This window comes from Gordonia sp. L191, assembly GCF_030077625.1.
GTDB classification, from domain to species: Bacteria; Actinomycetota; Actinomycetes; order Mycobacteriales; family Mycobacteriaceae; genus Gordonia; species Gordonia polyisoprenivorans_A.
The window spans coordinates 3,840,894-3,859,808 of sequence record NZ_CP125996.1; the positions used below are offsets into that span (position 1 = coordinate 3,840,894).

The following is an 18,915-nucleotide window of genomic DNA, read 5'->3' on the forward strand; positions in this document are numbered from 1 at the left end:
GATCCACCGCACATCTGCCGAGCACGCGTGTGAGGCCAAGTTGATTGCGGTGTAACCGCGGCATTCGGGTCGTGAAACACGCGGTACCGACGCTGGGATGGTGAGCCCGCCGAGTACTTCGCCGTCGACCACCGCAACGCTGTGCGCCTATTGCGGGGTTGGCTGCGGGCTCGATCTGACGGTGTCCGGCGAGTCGGACGAGCCGATGCGGGTCCTCAAGAGCACGGGACGCAAGAATCACCCGACGAACTTCGGTCGGCTGTGCACCAAGGGCTCCACCACCGCCGACATGCTGAACTCCGGCGGCCGGCTGACCGCCCCGCTGGTGCGTTCTTCCCGCGACGCCGAGCCGCAGCCCGCCGACCTCGACGACGTTCTCCTCGACACCGCCACACGACTGCGCGCCATCATCGACGAGCACGGTCCCGACGCGGTGGCCCTGTACGTGTCCGGTCAGATGTCGATGGAGGCGCAGTACCTCAGCAACAAGCTCGCCAAGGGGTTCATCGGCACCAACCAGATCGAGTCCAACTCACGGCTCTGCATGGCCAGCGCCGGCACCGGCTACAAGCAGTCCCTCGGCGCCGACGGCCCACCGGGCTCCTATCAGGATTTCGACAACGCCGACGTCTTTTTCGTCATCGGCGCGAACATGGCCGACTGCCACCCGATCCTCTTCCTGCGGATGATGGACCGCGTCAAGGCCGGCGCCACCCTCATCGTGGCCGACCCGCGACGCACCGCCACCGCCGACAAGGCCGACCTCTACCTACCCGTCCGCTCCGGCACCGACCTCGCACTACTCAACGGAATCCTTCATCTGCTGATCGTCGGCGGCCATCTCGACGAGGAGTTCATCGCCGAGTTCACCGACGGCTTCGAGCAGATGCCGCCCTTCGCCGAGCAGTACCCGCCGGAGCGGGTGGCCGAGATCTGCGGGATCGACGAGAAGGACCTACGGGCCGCGGCGGCGTTGATCGGCACCGCCGGCAACTGGATGAGTTGCTGGACGATGGGCCTCAACCAGTCGACGCACGGAACGTGGAACACCAACGCGCTCATCAATCTTCACCTCGCCACCGGCGCGATCTGCCGTCTCGGCAGCGGGCCGTTCTCGCTGACCGGTCAGCCCAACGCCATGGGTGGCCGCGAGATGGGTTACATGGGACCAGGATTGCCCGGTCAGCGGGCCGTGACCTCCGACGAGGACCGGGCCTTCGTCGAGGATCAGTGGCACCTGCCCGCCGGAACTCTGCGCACCGACGTCGGCGGCGGCACCATCGACATGTTCTCCCGCATGGCCGACGGACAGATCAAGGCATGTTGGATCATCTGCACCAATCCCGTTGCCTCGGTGGCCAATCGGAGTACCGTCATCGATGGTCTCCGCCGCGCCGAGCTCGTCGTCACCCAGGACGCGTTCACCGCCACCGAGACCAACGCCTACGCCGACGTCGTCCTGCCCGCCGCCCTGTGGAGCGAATCCACCGGCACCATGGTCAACTCCGAGCGCAACATCACGCTGTTCTCCCCGGCCATTCCGGCACCCGGTCAGGCGCTACCGGACTGGCAGATCATCGCTCGGATCGCCTGCGCCATGGGATATTCCGAATCCTTCACCTACGGCAGCGCCGAGGAGATCTTCAACGAGATCCGCCGCTTTCACAACCCGCGCACCGGCTACGACCTCCGGGGTGTCACCTACGAGCGGCTGCGCCGCTCCCCCATCCAATGGCCGTGCCCACCGGAGGACACCGACGCCGATGGACGGCACCCCGTCCGCTACCTCAACGACGGTCACAGCCAGACGCTGCACCAGCCAACCGACGGCACCCGCCCTCGGTTGGCCTTTGCCACACCGACGCGTCGCGCACAGTTCTTCGCGCGGCCACACGTCGATCCGGCGGAGATGCCCGACGACGACTATCCGATCCTGCTCAACACCGGGCGCCTTCCACACCAGTGGCACACGCTGACCAAGACCGGCCGGGTTGCCAAACTGAACAAACTCGCACCCGGGCCGTTCGTCGAGATCCACCCCGATGATGCTGCCCGGCTGGCGATTTCCGAGAGCGACCAAGTCGAAGTCGCCTCGCGACGCGGGCGTGCGGTCCTACCGGCGCAGGTGTCCGACCGCGTCCGGCCGGGCAGCGTCTTCGTCCCGTTCCATTGGAATGACCTCTGGGGTGAGCACCTCACGATCAACGCGGTCACCTCCGATGCCATCGATCCCGCTTCCCAACAACCGGAGTTCAAGGTGTGTGCGGTTGCCCTGACCAGAGTCGGTGCCGCCGGACCGCCGACAGCGCCTTCGCTTCCGGCGACAGCGCCCGCCACCGCGCCGACAGCGCCTTCGCTTCCGGCGACGGCGCTCACGGATGCGCTCGCGACGGCCCTGGGCGTCTCCGACATCGCCGCACCGTCTTTCACCGAGTCCGAACGGATCTACCTCGCCGGTCTGGTGGCCGGGATCCGTGCCGCACCGCCCCGCGACGCGGTGCCGACCCTGCCCGCGGACGCGCCCTTGGCAGCAGCCACCACCGCCTTCGTGAACGGAGTGCTGGCCGGGATGTTCTCGCGCTCGGACGCCGCCGACTCATCCACCGACGCGACAGCCGCCGGGGCGCAGGCACCGTCACGGGCACCGATCAGCGTCCTCTGGGCGTCGCAGATGGGCAGTGCCGAAGACTTCGCCGAGACCGTGGCCGGGCGCCTGCGCGAGAGTGGGCACCCGGTGACCGCCAGCGCGATGGACGAGTGCGATCCGAACACGTTGTCCGGCATCACACTGTTCATCACGGCAACCACCGGCGACGGTGAACCACCGGACAACGGCACCGGCTTCTGGGAGCGCCTGAACGCCGACGACGCGCCCGCACTTGACGAATTGGCCTATTCGGTCCTGGCTTTCGGCGATTCCAGTTATGACGACTTCTGCGGCCACGGACGCAGACTCGACGAACGGCTCGCCGAGCTCGGGGCGACGCGCCTGACCGACCGGGTGGACTGCGAGCCGGACTTCGAGGAGCCCGCCGGGGTGTGGCTTGAGCGTGTTCTCACTCGACTCACACCCGCGGCCCCGACGCCTACCGACGTCACCGCCGCACGCGTCGAGGTTCGCGAACCCGCCGCACAGGTCAGCTCGCCCGGGTATTCACGCAAGAAGCCGTTGCGTACCAGCCTGATCCACAACAGACGATTGAACACCTCCGGCTCGGCGAAGGATGTGCGCAACTTCGCCTTCCACCTTCCGCCGGGCACCCTGGATTATCGGGCCGGCGACGCGCTCGGCGTCTACCCACGCAACAGCGAGAGCCTGGTCGACGAGTGGCTACACCACACCCGCCTCGACCCGCAGGCCAGAGTCGAGATCCCCGACGGCCCGTCGGGACCGGGTGGGACCACCACCCTCGACACGGCGCTTCGTGACCACCTCGAGATCGCGCGCCTCACACCCGATCTCGTCCGATTCATGGCCGAACGCAGCGGCGATCAGGCATTGTCCACACTTGCAGCACCTGGCAACAAGGACGAGTTCGGTGCATGGTCGTGGGGACGACAATCGGTTGACGTGCTGGCGACAACCCGCGTCGACGCCGACCCGCAGGAATGGGTCGACCGCATCAAACCCCTTGCACCACGCTCGTACTCGATCTCGTCGTCACCACTGACCACGCCGGGCGAGGTACACCTGACGGTGTCGGCGGTGCGCTACAACGTGCACGGCACCCCGCGCCACGGCGTGTGTTCGACCTTCCTCGCCGACCACGCCGAGAGCGCCGAGGTGGGTGTTTTCGTGACGCCCACCAACCACTTTCGCCCGCCGGCCGATCCCGACACGCCGATGATCATGATCGGGCCCGGCACCGGTATCGCACCGTTTCGCGCATTCCTGCACGAGCGGCGTGCTCTCGGGCACGGTGGGCGCAACTGGCTGTTCTTCGGTGAACAGCACAGCGCCACCGACTTCTACTACCGCGACGAGCTCACCGACATGCTCTCCGACGGCCTGCTGACCCGCCTCGACGTTGCCTTTTCCCGCGATCAGGACCGCAAGATCTACGTGCAGGACCGCATCGCCGAACACGGCGCCGAACTCTACCGATGGCTGCACGACGGTGCCCACATCTATGTGTGCGGAGACGCGACCAGGATGGCCCGCGACGTCGATGCGATGATCAAAGGTGTTGTCGCCCAGTATGGAAAGCTGTCGGAGAAGAGCGCCGAGCAGTACGTCAAGGCGCTCGCCGCCGACAAGCGGTATGTGCGCGACGTGTACTGACCGGGCGGAGACCGGCCGGGATCATGCACAGAGGTGAATTCACATCACTGTAATCGCCGTTTAACTATAGAGAATTGGCTCGTTGCCAGACTCGCCGGATGACCACAGACATCACCGTGCCGTCAGAGGGGCCCGCCCGCAAACCCCGGGGCGCCTGGTATACCTCGCTGTTCACCTGGCTGATCGTGGCGATCATCGCCGGTATCGTCCTCGGAGCACTGTGGCCCGATGCCGGGTCGGCACTCAAACCCCTGGCCGATGGATTCATCAAGCTCATCAAGATGCTCATCGCGCCCATCATCTTCTGCACCGTCGTGCTCGGGATCGCTCACGTCGGTGACCTCAAGTCGGTGGGCCGCATCGGCGTCAAGGCACTCATCTACTTCGAGGTGGTCACCACCTTCGCGTTGATCTTCGGCCTGGCGGTCGGCAACATCGTCAAGCCCGGCAGCGGATTCAGCATCGACCCGCAAACCCTGGCCACCGGCGCCGACGCGGTCGCCAAGTCGACCGGCAACGGCGAACTACCGCACACGGTCGAGTTCCTCATGAACATCATTCCCACGTCGGTGATCTCGGCGTTCGCGGAGAACGAGCTCCTGCAGGTGCTGTTCTTCGCCGTGTTGTTCGGACTGGCCCTGGCGAAACTGGGTTCCAAGGTCCCCGTAGTCGTCTCGTTCGTGGACCAGTCCAGCCACGTCTTCTTCCTGATGATCGGCTGGATCATGAAACTCGCGCCCGTCGGCGCCTTCGGCGCGATGGCCTATATCGTCGGCCAGTACGGCCTGTCGTCGCTGGCGAGCTACGGAAAGCTCATCGCGTGCTGCTACCTCGCCGCGGTGCTGTTCATCCTCGTGCTGGCCGCGGTCGTTCGTGTCTTCGCGGGGGTGAATCTCTGGAAGTTCCTGCGCTACATCAAGGATGAACTGTTCATCGCACTCGGGACCGCATCGACCGAAGTCGTGCTGCCGCGCATCATGACCAAACTGACCTACGCCGGATGCTCCCGGACCACCACCGGACTCGTGGTTCCCACCGGATACTCGTTCAACCTCGACGGCGCCACCCTCTACCTGTCGATCTGCGTGCTGTTTCTCGCGCAAGCACTCGGCGTGAATCTGAGTCTCGGCGAGCAACTGACGGCTGTCCTCGTCCTCATGCTGACCTCCAAGGGCATGGCCGGGGTGCCGGGGTCGTCGTTTCTCGCTCTGTCCGCGACGGTGACCGCCATCGGCCACGGCAGCATTCCCGTTGCGGCGGTGGCCCTTCTGCTCGGTGCCGACCGCATCATGGATTCGATGCGCGTGTCGGTGAATCTGCTCGGCAACTGCGTGGCCACCTTCGTCGTCGCCAATTGGGAAGGCCAGCTGGACAAAGAACGGATGCGACTCGTCCTCGACGGCCGTCCGGTGCCCGCACTTGAGGACATCGACGCCATGTCCGGACAGGTGGAGTTGCGTGCCGAGGAGGAGGCCATGCCCGAGGTGGCTGCGCAGGACGTCGCGAAAGGCTGACGCGGGCCGGCGAGTTGCCGTTACGCCGTTACGCCCAGACCACGATGCGTCCGTCGCGATCCTCGACGCGGTAGACCTCTATCGTCCCGATACCCGCTGTGGTGCAACCACCGTCGGCGAAACCGAACGCGTACTGGTGGAGCGGGCAGACGATGGTGCCGAGGTCGAACTGTCCGTCGGCGAGCGGGCCGCCCTGGTGCGGGCAGACCGCGGAGGTGGCGCGCAGCGTGCCGTCGGTCATCCGGAACACCGCTATCTGCTTGTCGCCGAGCACATATGCGCGACCCTCTCCGAGTGCGAGGTCGGCCATCTCGCCGATCTCCACGGGTTCTGCGGTGACGGGCTCGGAACTGACGGAATCGGAGCTGACGAACCCCGGCGCCCGGCGCACCGCGGTCACCGGACCGGCACCTGCGGCAGCGGCAACAGTGGCAGGGCGGAGGAGAATTGGGCGGGCGACTTCGGCTCGTCACGGTCGAGCCACGGGTCGACGTAGCCGGCGACAGCATCGTCGATCCGTTCCTGCAAACCCGCGACGAGGCCGTCGCGATCATCGACGAGGATCGCGCGCAGTTCGTCGATCCCGATCCGCGGCACCCACGCATAGGTGCGTTCGAGCCACTTGGCGTTCTCCCGGTAGTACTGGATGAAGATGCCGCACAGTCGGATCACCTCCTCCGGGGAGTCGGCGGTGGCCAGCAGATCACCCTTGCGAATGTGCGCGCCGGCCGCACCGCCGACGTAGATCTCCCAGAGTCCGTTGCCGATGGCCACCACCCCGAAGTCCTTGCACAGTGCCTCCGCACAGTTGCGGGGGCATCCGGTGACCGCCAGTTTGAGCTTGGCCGGCGATTCCAGCCCCTGATAGCGCGATTCGATGGCGATCCCCAGCGCTGTCGAGTCGCCGAGACCAAACCGGCAGTAGTCGGTGCCCACACAGGTTTTCACCGTCCGGAAGCTCTTGCCGTAGGCATAGCCCGACGGCATGCCGAGATCGGCCCACACCTTGGGGAGGTCTTCCTTGGTGACGCCGAGCAGGTCCAGCCGTTGACCGCCGGTCGCCTTGATCATCGGGATGTCGTATTTCTCTGCGACATCGGCGATCCGGCGCAGCTGTTGCGGCGAGGTGACCCCGCCCTTCATCTGCGGCACCACCGAGAACGTGCCGTCGCGTTGGATGTTCGCGTGCACCCTGTCGTTGACGAACAGCGCGCCCGGTTCACGCTGCCAGTCGGCTCCCCACACCACCCGCAGCAACGACGCCAACGGCATCTTCGCCGTCGCATCCTCCCCGTCGGGTGCGAGCGCGGCGAACACCGCGGTGACCGACCGCAGATCCTGGCGCCGGATCGCTTCGATCAGTTCGGGTTTCGCCAATGGGATGCACGGGACGTACCAGTCGGCGGAGGCATCGGAGGTCAGTGTGTCGCCGGCCGCGACCTCGACGATGTCGGCGACGAGCCCCTTGCACGAGCCACAGCCCTTACCCGCGCGGGTGGCCGCACACACCTCGGCGACGCTGGTGGCGCCGCCGCGGACGCACGCCACCAGGTCGCCCTTGGTGACGCCGTTGCAGTTGCACACCTGCGCGTCGTCGGACAGCTCCGCGGCACCGGTTGCCGCACTGGGTGTTCCCATGTCGAACAGCATCGAGATGCGTTCGGCGGGTAGCGGTACCTTCTCGTCGAAGGCCTGGGTGAGGAAGCCGACCTTGGAGACGTCGCCGAGGAGCATCGCGCCGATGAGTTTGTTGTCGCGCACCACCACCGACTTGTAGATGCCGTTGCGCGGTTCGTAGAACTGGACGAACTCGTCGTCCTCGCGTTCCGGGCCCTTGACACCCATCGCCGCGACGTCCACGCCCGCCACCTTCAGCTTGGTGGTCAGACGCGAACCGTGATACTCCGCATGCGGATCGGCGCCGGTGAGTACATCGGCGAGCACCGCCGCCTGTTCCCACAGCGGCGCGACCAGCCCGTACACCTCGCTGCGGTGCTGTGCGCACTCACCGACGGCGTAGATGAATGCCTCATCTTCACACCGCATCTGGTCGTCGACGACGATGCCGCGTTCGACGACCAGCCCGGCGCCGCGTGCCAGTTCGACGTTGGCGCGGATGCCCGCGGTCACCACGATCATGTCGGCGGGCAGGGTGTCGCCGTCGGTGAACTGCACGCCCGCAACGGTTCCGGTGTCGGTGCGCAAGACGGCGGTGGTGCGTTTACCGGTGTGCACGCCCACCCCGAGCGCTTCGATGGTGTTGCGCAGAACTTTTCCGCCACGTTCGTCGAGTTGCTGGTTCATCAAGTGTCCGGGTGAGTGCACCACGTCCACCGCGACGCCCTGGGCGCTCAGGCCGTGGGCGGCTTCGAGCCCGAGGAGCCCACCGCCGATGACCACCGCGCGCAGGTGATCGCGCGATGTGGCCATCTGCAGCATGCCGTTGGTGTCGGCGATCGTGCGGAACCCGAAAACCCCTCGCGCCAAACGGCCGTCGGGTTCGCGGAGTCCGTCCATGTTCGGGAAGAAGGTGTGCGATCCGGTCGCGATGATCAACACGTCGAACCCGATGACCGTGCCGCTCTCGCAGGTGACGGTCTTGGCGAAGCGATCCACCGCGACCGCACGGTCGCCGGCGTGCAGGGTGACACCGTTGTCGGAGTACCACGACATCGGATTCAGCATGAGATCGTCGTCGTCGACGGTGTTCTCCCCGGCGAGGACGTGCGACAGCATGATCCGGTTGTAGTTGCCATACGGCTCGTCGCCGATCATGGTGAGCGAGAACTGCTCACCGCCACCGCGCGCCAGGATTTCCTCGACCGTCCGGGCACCGGCCATGCCGTTGCCGACGACGACGAGGCGACGTGTCGCGACAGCGCCTTCATCCCCCGGCGCCTGGTCCCCCATCAGATGAGCACCATGCCGAAGTCGATGACGACCTCACCGGTGCATCCCTCGGGGGCCGCGAGCAGGAGTTCGAGGGTCGAATCGGGGTCCACGTCCTGCACCACCCGCAGCGGTACGTTCACCGCAGCGCGGGCTCCCATCGGAAAGATCCGCATCGGTGAGCCGTCGCGCATCAGGGTCACCGAGATCAGTTCGCCCGCGCTGTTGCCGCCGCGAAAGTACAACGGCTGGGCGGTCAGTCCGGAGGGCACCACATACGACAGCCCCGGATCGATCGGCGCGGGCTTGGCGAGCCCGGAGCCGGTGAACGCGAAGACGCCCTGAAGGAAGTGCGGGGTACTGGCCATGGGGCCACTATCCCGACGCCGCGTGAAATACGACTTGCTGCCGTGTTACGGGGGCGTTGTCAGGCGCTCACGTGGCACCCTCGCCGAGGTGCGACGCACTCCGGGGTTGCGATGTTGGCCCGGGCCGATGGACGACGGCCCGGGCCCACGCTCATCGCTTGCGCCATCCCGCAGCGCCGACCATGTCGGGGATGCGGGTGAACTTCACGCGCGGGCGGCCCTGCTCCTCGCCGCGACGCCGTTCGATGCGGTCGATGGCACGCATGCCCCGGTAGCCGATGACATGGCGGGTTCGCTTGCGCAACAACGCTCCGAACTCCTCGGCCGCGCGCCCGGATCGGGGCAGAATACCCGCGACGGCGTCGTCGATGAAGTCCTCCACGGTGCGTTGCGCGCACATCTTGTTGGCGCCGATGCCGCCACTCGGGCCGCGCTTGGCCCACCCGAGGACGTAGACGCCCGGGATGGCCTGCCCGTGCTCGTCGAGCATCCGGCCCTCGTTGTTGGGGAACACGCCACGCGCGTCGTCGAAGGGCAGTCCCGCGATCGGCACCGACCGATACCCGATGGAGCGCACCGCGAGATCGGCGGCGATGCGATGGGTGTGCGATCCGGTGCGAACGTCGACGGCCTCGACCTGCGTCTGCCCGAGGATGCGTTCCGGGGCGGAGTGGAAGAGGAACACGATACGACGGTGCTGCGCATCGGCGGGACCGGTGAAGTCCGGCAATTCGGCGTCGGGGTCGTCGTGGACGACGACCTCCACGCCCGGAATCGTGGACAGCGCACGGTATTCCGCCGACGTGTATGCAGCCGACGCCTGATCTCGACGGCCGAGCACGACGACCTCGTGGACGTTCTGCTCCTCGAGGATGCGCATCGCGCGGTCGGCGATGTCGGTGGTGGCCAACAACTCCGGCGGTGAGATGAGGATGCGGGCGACGTCGAGAGCGACGTTACCGGTGCCGACGATGACGGCCCGGCCGGTCGCGGTGTCGTCGCGGCGGATCGGGGGTGCGGCGTCGGCGCCGGGCACCGCGTTGTACCACGCGACGAGTTCGGTGGCCGACGTCGAGCCGGGTAGCTCCTCGCCCGGAATCCCCAGGCGCCGTGACTCACTCGCGCCCACGGCGTAGAACACGGCGTCGAAGTGGTCGGCGAGTTCGGCGGGGGTGATCTGCCCCGGCGCCTCCCCCACCTCGACGTTGGTGGCCATGGTGACGCGGGGATCGCGGTAGAGCAGGTCGAAGCCGCGCAACACGCCCTTGGTACCCGGGTGGTCGGGGGCCACCCCGGCACGGACGAGGCCGCCCGGGGTGGGCAGCTTATCGATGACGGTCACGTGCGCCTCGGTCCGGTCGAGCAGGGTCCGCAGGGCGTAACCACCGGACGGGCCGGTGCCGACGAGAGCAACCCGCAGTCCCGCAGGAAGTTTCGGTATCTCCGGGTACACCACGTCCGACCACCCCGAGGTCACGTCCGGGTTGTTCTTGTAGTAGTCGGCGTTGATCTCGACGAAGACCTTGTCGCGGGTGCCGAGCTTGTCGGCGGGGAAGATCGCGTCCACGGGGCAGGCATCGGCGCAGGCACCGCAGTCGATGCAGGCCTGTGGGTCGATGTGCAGGATGTCGGAGGTCCCGAAGCCCCGCTCCTCAGGAGTCGGGTGGATGCAGTTGACCGGACAGACCGACACACATGCTGCGTCGCTGCAACAGGATTGGGTGATGACAAACATCAGAGCATGTGCACTTTCCGGTAGTAGTGCATCGCCGGGCGGGTCAGCAGGCCCACCTCGTCGAGGAACTCCATCAGATGCGCGCAGCTGCTGCGGATCATCGACTGGAAGTGCGAGTTGTGGTTCATCTCCTCGACGGCGCGGTCGGCGTCGAGTCCGGCATCCTCGAATGCCTTGCGCTGCACCAGGCTCGACACGATCATGTAGGCGGCCACCGACACATACAGTGCGCTGAACTGACGGCGGGCCCAGCTAATGCCCTGCATCGACTCGCGAACCTCTTCGCGGGCGAACTTCATGTGCCGCGATTCCTCGAGGACGTGGATCTCGTTGACGGTGCGGATGAACGGGAGCACCCGCTCGTCACGCATGCAGCCGCGCTGGAAGACGTCGAGGACCTCTTCGGCGACGAGGATGCCGGCGTAGGCGACCTCGTTCTTGGCGGTGCCCTTGAAGAATCGGCCGAGCCGACCGACCCACTTGGTGGGCTTGTAGGAGGTGCCGACCATCTTCTCGCTGGCCTTGGCGAACATGATCGAGTGCCGGCATTCGTCGGCGATCTCGGTGAGCGCGAACTGGAACTCGGGGCTGTGGTAGGCGCCGAGGTACTGATCGCGGACGACCATTTCCTGCAGGATCATCTCAAACCAGATGCCGATGTTCATGATCGACGCGAACTCGTGGCGCGTGACCGAGATGCGCTGCTCCTCGGTCAGTTCGTCCCAGTAGGCCGTGCCGTAGAGCGACGACCATTCCGGGCTGCAGCCGTACTTCGTCGGGTCCATGGGTAGAGACCAGTCGATCTCGGTCATCGCATTGCGCGACAGCCGGGCCGCCGACGCGAGCAGTCGCGTCGACACCTCGTCGGTTCCCTGGTCGTGCATGCTGATGACGACTCCGTCGTCGTCAGCGGGGGTGTGAGGAGCTGTGCGGTCCATTGCGGCGGTCATGTCGCGGTGCCTCCGTCTCGGTCGGGTCTTTCTATGACAACGGCTGATGTCATATCAACGCTTGTTGTCAAGATAGCAGTCCCGTGTGACCTGGTAAACAGCTTCGCTACTATACTCACCAGTAAGTTCTGAGTGGTACCACGTTTGCGCAGGTCACACCGAGGAGTGCATATGTCTTCCATCTTCATCACCGGCGGTGCGTCGGGCATCGGACTGGCGACGGCCGAGCGATTCGAGCGCGAGGGGTGGACCGTCGGCGTCTACGACGTGAACCGGGAAGCACTCGACAAGGTGGCCGCCAATCACCCCGACTTCATCACCGGGGTCCTCGACGTCCGTGAACCGCAGCAGTGGGCCGACGCGCTCGCCGCGTTCACCGAACACACCGGCGGCACCCTCGACGTCCTCGACAACAACGCGGGCATCCTCGTCGCCGGACGGCTCGACGAGATCACCCCTGAGGCGATCCGCGCGCAGATCGACATCGACGCGCTGGGTGTGACCCTCGGCGCGCAGGCCGCCTACCCGTATCTGAAGAAGACGCCAGGCGCGCACCTGGTCAACATCGCCTCGGCGTCGGCGATCTACGGCCAGCCCGGCATCGCGACCTATTCGGCCACCAAGTTCTACGTCGCCGGTCTCACCGAGGCCCTCGAACTCGAGTGGGAGCACGAGGACATCCGCGTCGTCGGCATCTGGCCGCTGTGGGCCAAGACCGCGCTCGCCGACAACGACGCCAAGTCGACCAAGACCCTCGGTGTGCGCATCACGCCCGAGGAGGTTGCCGAGAAGGTCTACGAATCGGTGAACCCGAACCGCATCGATCGCCTGCTGCACCGCACCAGCTACTCCGTCGGCACCCAGACGCTGTTCCTCAACAACGCCGCCAAGTTCATCCCGAACTTCCTGAACCGCACCGTCAACAAGCTGATCGCGCAGTAGGCCCCCACTGCTCGAGGACCGCTCCTCCCGACTGCAGAGGCGCCCATCACCCCCGATGGTCGAGGAGCCCCGCGGATGGTCGAGGAACCTTTTCCCCGGATGATCGAGGAGCCCCGCGCGAGCGCAGCGAGCCGGAGCGCCTCGAGACCACCGCACACATCCGCTGGAACCCGAAACTAGCTCTGACACAAGCGGTCTCGAGGCTCCTCGCCTATCGGCTCGTCACACCTCGACCACCAGAAAAGGCGCCCACCTACGAATATAACTTCCACCGCAGCGGACCACCGACCCGAAAAATCGCCGTTTTCAGCCCGATTCGGTGGAAACGGTATTCACCCCCGAAGGTCGCGAGCGCAGCGAGCCGGAGCGCCCGCCTACGAATCGACGTCGCCCGGCCGCTTCCCGGCCCGGCGTCGCGGTAATCGCAGGGTCGGCCACACGGTGGTCCGACGCGGGGCGACGGGCAGGCGCCATCGGAACGCGAGTCCGCACAGACGCAGGGTCGTGGCCATCGCGGCCCCGACCACCAGTAACACCCCGTGCGCCGAGGGGAACATCGCGTGGCCGGCGACGTACACACCGGCACCGACGAGCGCGGGCACCGCGTAGAGATCGGCCGGCTGCAACAGCAGCGGCACCTCGTTGACGAGGACATCGCGGATCACGCCACCGCCGATGGCGGTCAGCATCCCGACGAGCACCGAGGCCAACGCGCTCGCGTGCAGCCCGACGGCGACGCTCGCGCCGGTCGTGGCGAACAGTCCCATACCGAAGGCATCGAGCACCAGGATCGTGCGCCGCAACTCGGTGAAGGCCGGATGGAAGAAGAACACGACGACACCGGCGATGGCCGCTGTCGCGACCGGCGGCCAGGTCTGCAGTGACGTGGGCGGAGTGACTCCGAGGAGCAGGTCACGCAGGATGCCGCCACCGACACCGGTGAGGATCGCGACGGTGAGGATGCCCCACAGATCGAAGTCCTTGCGCACACCGAGCACCGCACCCGACGCGGCGAACACGGCGATACCGGCAATGGTGAGAATCTGCAGCAGCACGGGCCCTCCTCACGGCACCGCCCCTCACAACGACGACCGCCCCGAGAAGCTCCCGGGGCGGTCGTCGTTGTGGACCGGCTATCCGGTCAAACGTTCGCTCAGCGGCGATCGAGATCGATGATGCCGGCCTGCGCGGCCTTGACGAGGCGACGCGGGATACGCTGCGCGACGCCGTTCACCTTGACCTCTTGCAGTGCGGGGTTGTCCGCCTTCCACTGCGAACGACGGCTGCGGGTGTTCGCCCGCGACATCCGGCGCTTCGGTACAGCCATGATCGTGCCCTTCTCTACGTGGTCTCGCCATTCACCCGCACCGAGTACGGGGGATGATCGCTCCTGGTCAGCGCGTCCGCGGCAGTTAGGCGCGACACGCAACCCCACCAGACTACCCGGCGGGTGGTCGTGGATCCAAAACGCGCCGTCACCCCCGACCAGCGGCCGTCACGACGAACTCGACGACACCGCCGCGAAACCACCCACCAGGATCTCGATGACGACGTAGATGAGGAAAAGCCCCAGCGCCACCGCACCGATGATGATCCCGGCGAGTGCCAAACCTTCGCCTTCCTCGGTGCCCTGCGAGTCCCTGATCTGGTTACGCGCGATGACCCCGAACACGATCCCGAGCCAGCTCAGGCACCCGCACCCGACGAGCGAGACGACGAGCGCCGCGATGGCCATCGGGTTCGTGCGCTTGGCCGGCACACCGACGTAGGGCTGTCCGTATCCCGGTTGCCCATACCCCGGCTGCTGCCCGTAACCCGGTTGCCCATAGCCCGGTTGCCCGTAGGAGGGCTGACCATAGGCGGGCTGCCCGTAGCCCGGTGCAGCCTGACCCGGCTGTCCATAGCCGGGCGCCCCGGACCCCGGATACGACGGAGCGCCGTAGGCGGGCGGGGTCGACGACGCCGGCGGCGTCGGCGGCTGCATCGGCGGCAGTCCCGCACCCTGCGACGGTGCCGGGGGCGTGGGGTTCAGCTGGGTCGCCTGCCATTGCGACGCGTCGTCGGACGGTGTCGCCGGCTTGCTGAAGTCGATCTTGGGGTGATGGATCGTCGTCTCGTCGTCCGGCGATGCGCCGGAGTCCGGTGAGTGCCCGCGGTCATCCTGCGGTGTGGACATGCTTCGACCTTCCTGATCGGCCGCCTGGAGGCGTGATGCCGATCAGAATAGCGAACCGGTCGGTCACCACCGCACACCGAAGCCGTCGACTCATCCGTTCGATCGGCGCCGGTTGCGCGGCAATACACTCGTCCGGGTGTCAGGCGTCGTCTCCGGTTTCACCGCGATCTTCATCATGGTCGGTGTCGGATTCCTCCTGGGCCGGACCGGGCTGCTCGGTGAACATGCCCACGAGGTGCTCTCCCGGCTGGTCTTCTTCGTCGCCACCCCGGCGCTCCTGTTCTATTCGCTGGTGACCACCGACCTGTCGGTCGTGTTCTCCTCGACCCTGGTCATCGCCGGCGGCAGTGCCCTGATCATCGGGCTGCTGTACTTCGTCGTCGCAAAGGTGTTGTTGCGCAGACCGACTCCCGATCTGGTGATCGGCGCACTGTCGTCGTCGTATGTCAACAGCGTCAATCTCGGTGTGCCGATTGCGATCTTCGTGCTCGATGACGCGTCGTTCATCGCGCCGCTGCTGCTCTTCCAGATCCTCATCTACTCGCCGATCGCGTTGACCGCACTGGATCTCACCGCGCTGGAACGCGGAACCGGTCACCCGTTCCGTGATGCGGTCGTGTTGCCGCTGACCAACCCGATCGTCATCGGCGGCGTGCTCGGGGTGGCCATCTCCGCGATCGGATGGACGCCACCACAGGCCATCCTGGAGCCGTTGAAGATGCTGGGCAACGCCTCGGTGCCGGGAGCCCTTCTCGCCTTCGGCCTGTCGCTGACCGGGGTGACGGTGTTCAAGAAGGGGCAGAGCCCACGTCGCGACATCGTGCTCGCGACCGTGTTGAAGACCATCGCGATGCCGGTCCTCGTCTATGTGATCGCCCGCTGGGGCTTCGGCGAGCAGGGCCACAAACTGTTCGCGCAGACCGTGATCGGCGCCCTGCCGACCGCGCAGAACGTCTTGGTCTACGCCACCCGATACCGGCGCGGTCAGGTACTCGCCCGCGACACGGCGTTGATCACCACACTCGCGTCGATCCCGGCGATCGCGATCATCGCGTGGCTCCTGGCCTGATCACCGGGGTTTCGCCCCAATCAGTCGAGTGACACCAATCAGTCGAGTGACACCGATGCCGTCGAGAACTCTCCGGCGGCGCCGACGGCGATCTCCTCCTCGCGCTGATGGGCGCTCATCGGGTGCCCGCCGCGCGGAATGGCGAAGGCCGCCAACGCCGCGGCGAGCGCGAACGCCCCGGCGCCCAGCAGAAACGCCACCCGGTAGGCATTCTCGGTGGGCAACGCCACCGGCACGCCGTGCACCGAGTGCACCGCCACCTCGGCGGCGAGCACGGTGATGATGACGGCACTGCCGACCGCGCCGCCGACGGTCCGCATGATCGAGTTGATGGAATTGGCGATCCCGGTCTCCTGTGGCTCCACGTTGGCGACGAGCAGCGCCGGCATGGCCGCATATGCTGCTGCCACAGCCACATTCGCGACGATCAGGCCGCCGATCATCTCCCCGGTGTTGTCGTGCAGCACGGTGAGCATCATCATGCCGACGACCCCGACGATCCCCGCGCCGAGCAGCACCACGCGCGGTCCGCTGCGGGCGACGAGCAGTCCGGCGATGGGTCCGACGAGGATCGACACGATCGCCGCGGGCAGCATGAACACCACGCTGGTCCGCAGGACCGAGGCACCGAACCCGTAGCCCGCCAACAGTTCCGGGGTCTGCACGAAGTAGGTGGCCCCGAGGAACACGCTGAACATCGCGAACCCGACACACAGCGAGGCGGTGTTGGTCGCGAGCACCGCGCGGTGCTTGAGCAGATCCACCGACACCAGGGGCGTCGCCCGGCGCGATTGCAGGACCCAGAATCCGACGAGGACGACGACGGCGGCGACGTAGAGTCCGATCACCCGCGCCGATCCCCACCCCCAGTCGTGGCCCTGCGAGGTCGGCAACAGCAGACACACCAGTCCGATCGCCAACACCAGAGCGCCCGCATAGTCGACGCGTCCACCCGATCCCGCACGGTTCGGAACAGCGGCGAGCATCAGACCGATCACCACCACGGTCATCGCCACACATAGCCAGAAGATGCGGCGATAGTCGGCGTCGTCGCGGGTGAGCAGCCCCGTCGCCACCAACGCCAGCCCGCTGCCCACGCCGAGCGCCGAGGCGGTGATCGCCATGGCGGCGGTGAGTCGCTCGCGCGGGAGTTCTTCGCGCAGCACGCTGATGGCCAGCGGGAACAAGCCGAAGCTCGCACCCTGCAGGACTCGTCCGACGATGAGCACCTCGATCGAATCGGCCAGCGCGGCAACGAGACTGCCGGCCAGGGTCAACGCCAGCGCGGCCAGGATCACGCGTTTGTGACCGTAGACGTCACCGAGGCGACCCAGCAGCGGGGTGAACGCCGACGCGGCGAGCATCGTCGCGGTGGTCACCCAGCCCACCGTGGTCAGCGAGACGTCGAGCTGCTCGCCGATCTGCGGCAGTGCGGGCACCGCGAGGGTCTGGATCATCGAGAGCAGCAGGACCGACGCCGCAGCGGCGACGATCACGAGCGCCGGGAACACCGGACGCCGGGTGGTCGGAGAAGACATGCCGACCACCATAGAACAAAACTCGACATGGTGTCGATTTCGATCGACGTGACGTCGATTATGTTCCGTTCCCTACGATGAACCCATGAGTTCCGCCAAGACCGCGCCTGCGGGGCGTCGGCGCGGCGCCCCGACCAAGGGCGACCGACGCGAGGAGCAGATCCTCGACGCCACCCGGCGGCTGCTGTCGCATCGGCCGATCGGCCAGGTCACCATCGACGAAATTGCCTCGGCGGCCGGGATCTCCCGCACGAGCTTCTACTTCTATTTCCCGTCCAAGCAGGCCGTCCTGGCCACGCTGATGGAACAGATCTGGAACGAATTCACCAGCACCCATGAGTGGTTCGACTCCGACGGCCCCGACCTCGACGGCCTGCGCGCCCAGCTGGCAGCGGTTGCCGCGCTCTGGCGCGACAACGGCCCGATCCTCGCGTGCGCGGCGCAATCGGGACAGTCCGACTATCCACCGCTCCAAGAATTCCTCGGCCGCGCGAGGGAACGCTTCGTGGCCAGGCTCGCCGCCAAGATCGAGCGCGACCGCGCTGCCGGCCTCGCCCCGGACGGGCCGGCCGCTGCCGAACTCGCCACCCTCGTCGCCATCGTGCGTGACGGGCGGCTCGCCGAACTCGCACTTGCCGACCCCGACGACGCGCGTGATGCGCACATCCTCGACGCTCTCACCCAGACAATCGGCCGGATGATCTACGGGCGGATGCGCTGACGCGGCGTTCGCCTCAGTGCTGGCACTGCCAGGGCTTACGCGACTTCTCGCCGCGCTCTTTGCGTTTCACGTCCACCCCACCCATCAGCGCGAAGCCAGTGACGTGGATGGTGGGTGCGCCCGGCGCCCCCGGACCCGACGCCTTGTTGCTGAATCCGCCCATGACGGCGCCACCGCCGACCTCCACGGCCACATCCGGCGGCACGGTGATGTCGATGCCGCCCATGATGGCGACGCACTCGATCGTCAGATGCGGTGCGGTGAACTCGACCTCCCGCAGATCAATCTCCACCCCGCCCATGATCGCGGTGGCCGAGAGCTGATCGGCGACGGCCGCCTGTCCCTTCAGCTCGCTGCCCGACATGATCGCCAGACGGCTGCGGATCGGTTCGCGACCGCTCCCGGTCGTCACCGTCGAGGGATACGGCGCGTCGGGCTCCGGTAGCGCCACCCCCAGCTGGGTGACCGGAAGATCGTCGGTGAGGGCGTCGAGCTCACCGAAGGTCTTGGCCATCACCGCTTTTCCCGCTCGCTCCTCGTACTCGGCGGGGGTCAGACTGCCCTGCTCCATCGCCGCCGACAAGATCTCGTGCACCAGTTCACGATCGGCGTCGGCGGCGCGCATCCGCGATCGACGGTCGTCGTCGTAGGTCGGGTCCTCTGCAGTGCTCACCCGTTCAGACTAGGCCGCACGAGCCGTCCCCGACATTGGTGAACACCCTGAGATCCGA

The 18,915-nt window shown here is 66.7% G+C and carries 15 protein-coding genes; 5 read left to right on the top strand and 10 right to left on the bottom strand.

The genetic code is table 11. The features are described from left to right. Positions 1-97 precede the first annotated feature (97 nt). Both QNM97_RS17405 and dctA read left to right on the top strand, forming a co-directional pair. Positions 98-4,282, top strand: coding sequence for a bifunctional nitrate reductase/sulfite reductase flavoprotein subunit alpha (locus QNM97_RS17405; protein WP_283819577.1), 4,185 nt, complete (start codon positions 98-100; stop codon positions 4,280-4,282). Between the two features lie 98 nt (positions 4,283-4,380). Then, complete coding sequence (gene dctA, locus QNM97_RS17410; protein ID WP_283819578.1) at positions 4,381-5,796, top strand: C4-dicarboxylate transporter DctA; 1,416 nt, start codon at positions 4,381-4,383, stop codon at positions 5,794-5,796. 28 nt (positions 5,797-5,824) lie between these two features. Here dctA and QNM97_RS17415 read toward each other — a convergent pair whose 3' ends face one another. The 5 genes from QNM97_RS17415 to QNM97_RS17435 all read right to left on the bottom strand — a co-directional run bounded on the left by QNM97_RS17415 (position 5,825) and on the right by QNM97_RS17435 (position 11,738). Then, the gene (locus QNM97_RS17415) at positions 5,825-6,196 is read right to left on the bottom strand and encodes a Rieske (2Fe-2S) protein (protein ID WP_283819579.1); all 372 of its coding nucleotides are present in this window, start codon (positions 6,194-6,196) and stop codon (positions 5,825-5,827) included. After that, entirely contained in the window at positions 6,193-8,706 is a 2,514-nt protein-coding gene (gene nirB / locus QNM97_RS17420; RefSeq protein WP_283819580.1) for a nitrite reductase large subunit NirB, read from the bottom strand. The genes QNM97_RS17415 and nirB overlap by 4 nt, the downstream gene beginning before the upstream one ends. Beyond that, on the bottom strand, positions 8,706-9,053 hold the full coding sequence (locus QNM97_RS17425) for a molybdopterin oxidoreductase (protein WP_283819581.1): 348 nt from the start codon (positions 9,051-9,053) through the stop codon (positions 8,706-8,708). Before QNM97_RS17425 ends, nirB begins: the two co-directional genes overlap by 1 nt. Positions 9,054-9,204: 151 nt before the next feature. Then, positions 9,205-10,788: an FAD-dependent oxidoreductase gene (locus QNM97_RS17430; protein ID WP_283819582.1), complete on the bottom strand. Its 1,584-nt coding sequence runs from the start codon at positions 10,786-10,788 to the stop codon at positions 9,205-9,207. Further along, positions 10,788-11,738, bottom strand: coding sequence for an AurF N-oxygenase family protein (locus QNM97_RS17435; protein ID WP_283819583.1), 951 nt, complete (start codon positions 11,736-11,738; stop codon positions 10,788-10,790). The genes QNM97_RS17430 and QNM97_RS17435 overlap by 1 nt, the downstream gene beginning before the upstream one ends. 171 nt (positions 11,739-11,909) lie before the next feature. Between QNM97_RS17435 and QNM97_RS17440 the strand changes: the two genes are divergently transcribed. After that, positions 11,910-12,680 carry an SDR family oxidoreductase gene (locus QNM97_RS17440; RefSeq protein ID WP_283819584.1) on the top strand — a complete coding sequence of 257 codons (771 nt, stop codon included), beginning with the start codon at positions 11,910-11,912 and terminating at the stop codon, positions 12,678-12,680. 374 nt (positions 12,681-13,054) lie between these two features. On the opposite strand, the gene QNM97_RS17445 is transcribed toward QNM97_RS17440, so the two are convergent. The 3 genes from QNM97_RS17445 to QNM97_RS17455 form a co-directional block, all read right to left on the bottom strand. Next, complete coding sequence (locus tag QNM97_RS17445) at positions 13,055-13,735, bottom strand: trimeric intracellular cation channel family protein (protein ID WP_208794823.1); 681 nt, start codon at positions 13,733-13,735, stop codon at positions 13,055-13,057. Between the two features lie 98 nt (positions 13,736-13,833). Further along, a complete protein-coding gene (gene rpmF, locus QNM97_RS17450; RefSeq protein ID WP_014359175.1) occupies positions 13,834-14,007 on the bottom strand; it encodes a 50S ribosomal protein L32 in 174 nt (57 codons plus the stop codon). A gap of 168 nt (positions 14,008-14,175) precedes the next feature. Further along, a complete protein-coding gene (locus tag QNM97_RS17455) occupies positions 14,176-14,856 on the bottom strand; it encodes a DUF4190 domain-containing protein (RefSeq protein WP_283819585.1) in 681 nt (226 codons plus the stop codon). Positions 14,857-14,992: 136 nt separating this feature from the next. Here QNM97_RS17455 and QNM97_RS17460 point away from each other — a divergent pair, with 136 nt between their 5' ends. Continuing rightward, positions 14,993-15,925, top strand: coding sequence for an AEC family transporter (locus tag QNM97_RS17460; protein WP_208794819.1), 933 nt, complete (start codon positions 14,993-14,995; stop codon positions 15,923-15,925). A 38-nt stretch (positions 15,926-15,963) separates the two neighbouring features. On the opposite strand, the gene QNM97_RS17465 is transcribed toward QNM97_RS17460, so the two are convergent. Beyond that, a complete protein-coding gene (locus QNM97_RS17465; RefSeq protein WP_283819586.1) occupies positions 15,964-17,463 on the bottom strand; it encodes an MFS transporter in 1,500 nt (499 codons plus the stop codon). Between the two features lie 85 nt (positions 17,464-17,548). On the opposite strand from QNM97_RS17465, the gene QNM97_RS17470 reads away from it, so the two are divergent. Further along, the gene (locus QNM97_RS17470; RefSeq protein WP_283819587.1) at positions 17,549-18,184 is read left to right on the top strand and encodes a TetR/AcrR family transcriptional regulator; all 636 of its coding nucleotides are present in this window, start codon (positions 17,549-17,551) and stop codon (positions 18,182-18,184) included. Between the two features lie 13 nt (positions 18,185-18,197). Here QNM97_RS17470 and QNM97_RS17475 read toward each other — a convergent pair whose 3' ends face one another. Further along, positions 18,198-18,857, bottom strand: a complete 660-nt coding sequence (locus QNM97_RS17475; RefSeq protein ID WP_283819588.1) for a DUF1707 SHOCT-like domain-containing protein — start codon at positions 18,855-18,857, stop codon at positions 18,198-18,200. Positions 18,858-18,915 lie beyond the last annotated feature (58 nt).

Excerpts from the sequence above, each read along its gene's own strand:
- QNM97_RS17430 (WP_283819582.1), bottom strand. The coding sequence starts at position 10,788 with ATGTTTGTCATCACCCAATCCTGTTGCAGCGACGCAGCATGTGTGTCG.
- QNM97_RS17435 (WP_283819583.1), bottom strand. The coding sequence starts at position 11,738 with ATGACCGCCGCAATGGACCGCACAGCTCCTCACACCCCCGCTGACGAC.
- QNM97_RS17465 (WP_283819586.1), bottom strand. The coding sequence starts at position 17,463 with ATGTCTTCTCCGACCACCCGGCGTCCGGTGTTCCCGGCGCTCGTGATC.
- QNM97_RS17425 (WP_283819581.1), bottom strand. The coding sequence starts at position 9,053 with ATGGCCAGTACCCCGCACTTCCTTCAGGGCGTCTTCGCGTTCACCGGC.
- QNM97_RS17440 (WP_283819584.1), top strand. The coding sequence starts at position 11,910 with ATGTCTTCCATCTTCATCACCGGCGGTGCGTCGGGCATCGGACTGGCG.
- dctA (WP_283819578.1), top strand. The coding sequence starts at position 4,381 with ATGACCACAGACATCACCGTGCCGTCAGAGGGGCCCGCCCGCAAACCC.
- rpmF (WP_014359175.1), bottom strand. The coding sequence starts at position 14,007 with ATGGCTGTACCGAAGCGCCGGATGTCGCGGGCGAACACCCGCAGCCGT.
- nirB (WP_283819580.1), bottom strand. The coding sequence starts at position 8,706 with ATGGGGGACCAGGCGCCGGGGGATGAAGGCGCTGTCGCGACACGTCGC.
- QNM97_RS17455 (WP_283819585.1), bottom strand. The coding sequence starts at position 14,856 with ATGTCCACACCGCAGGATGACCGCGGGCACTCACCGGACTCCGGCGCA.
- QNM97_RS17405 (WP_283819577.1), top strand. The coding sequence starts at position 98 with ATGGTGAGCCCGCCGAGTACTTCGCCGTCGACCACCGCAACGCTGTGC.
- QNM97_RS17470 (WP_283819587.1), top strand. The coding sequence starts at position 17,549 with ATGAGTTCCGCCAAGACCGCGCCTGCGGGGCGTCGGCGCGGCGCCCCG.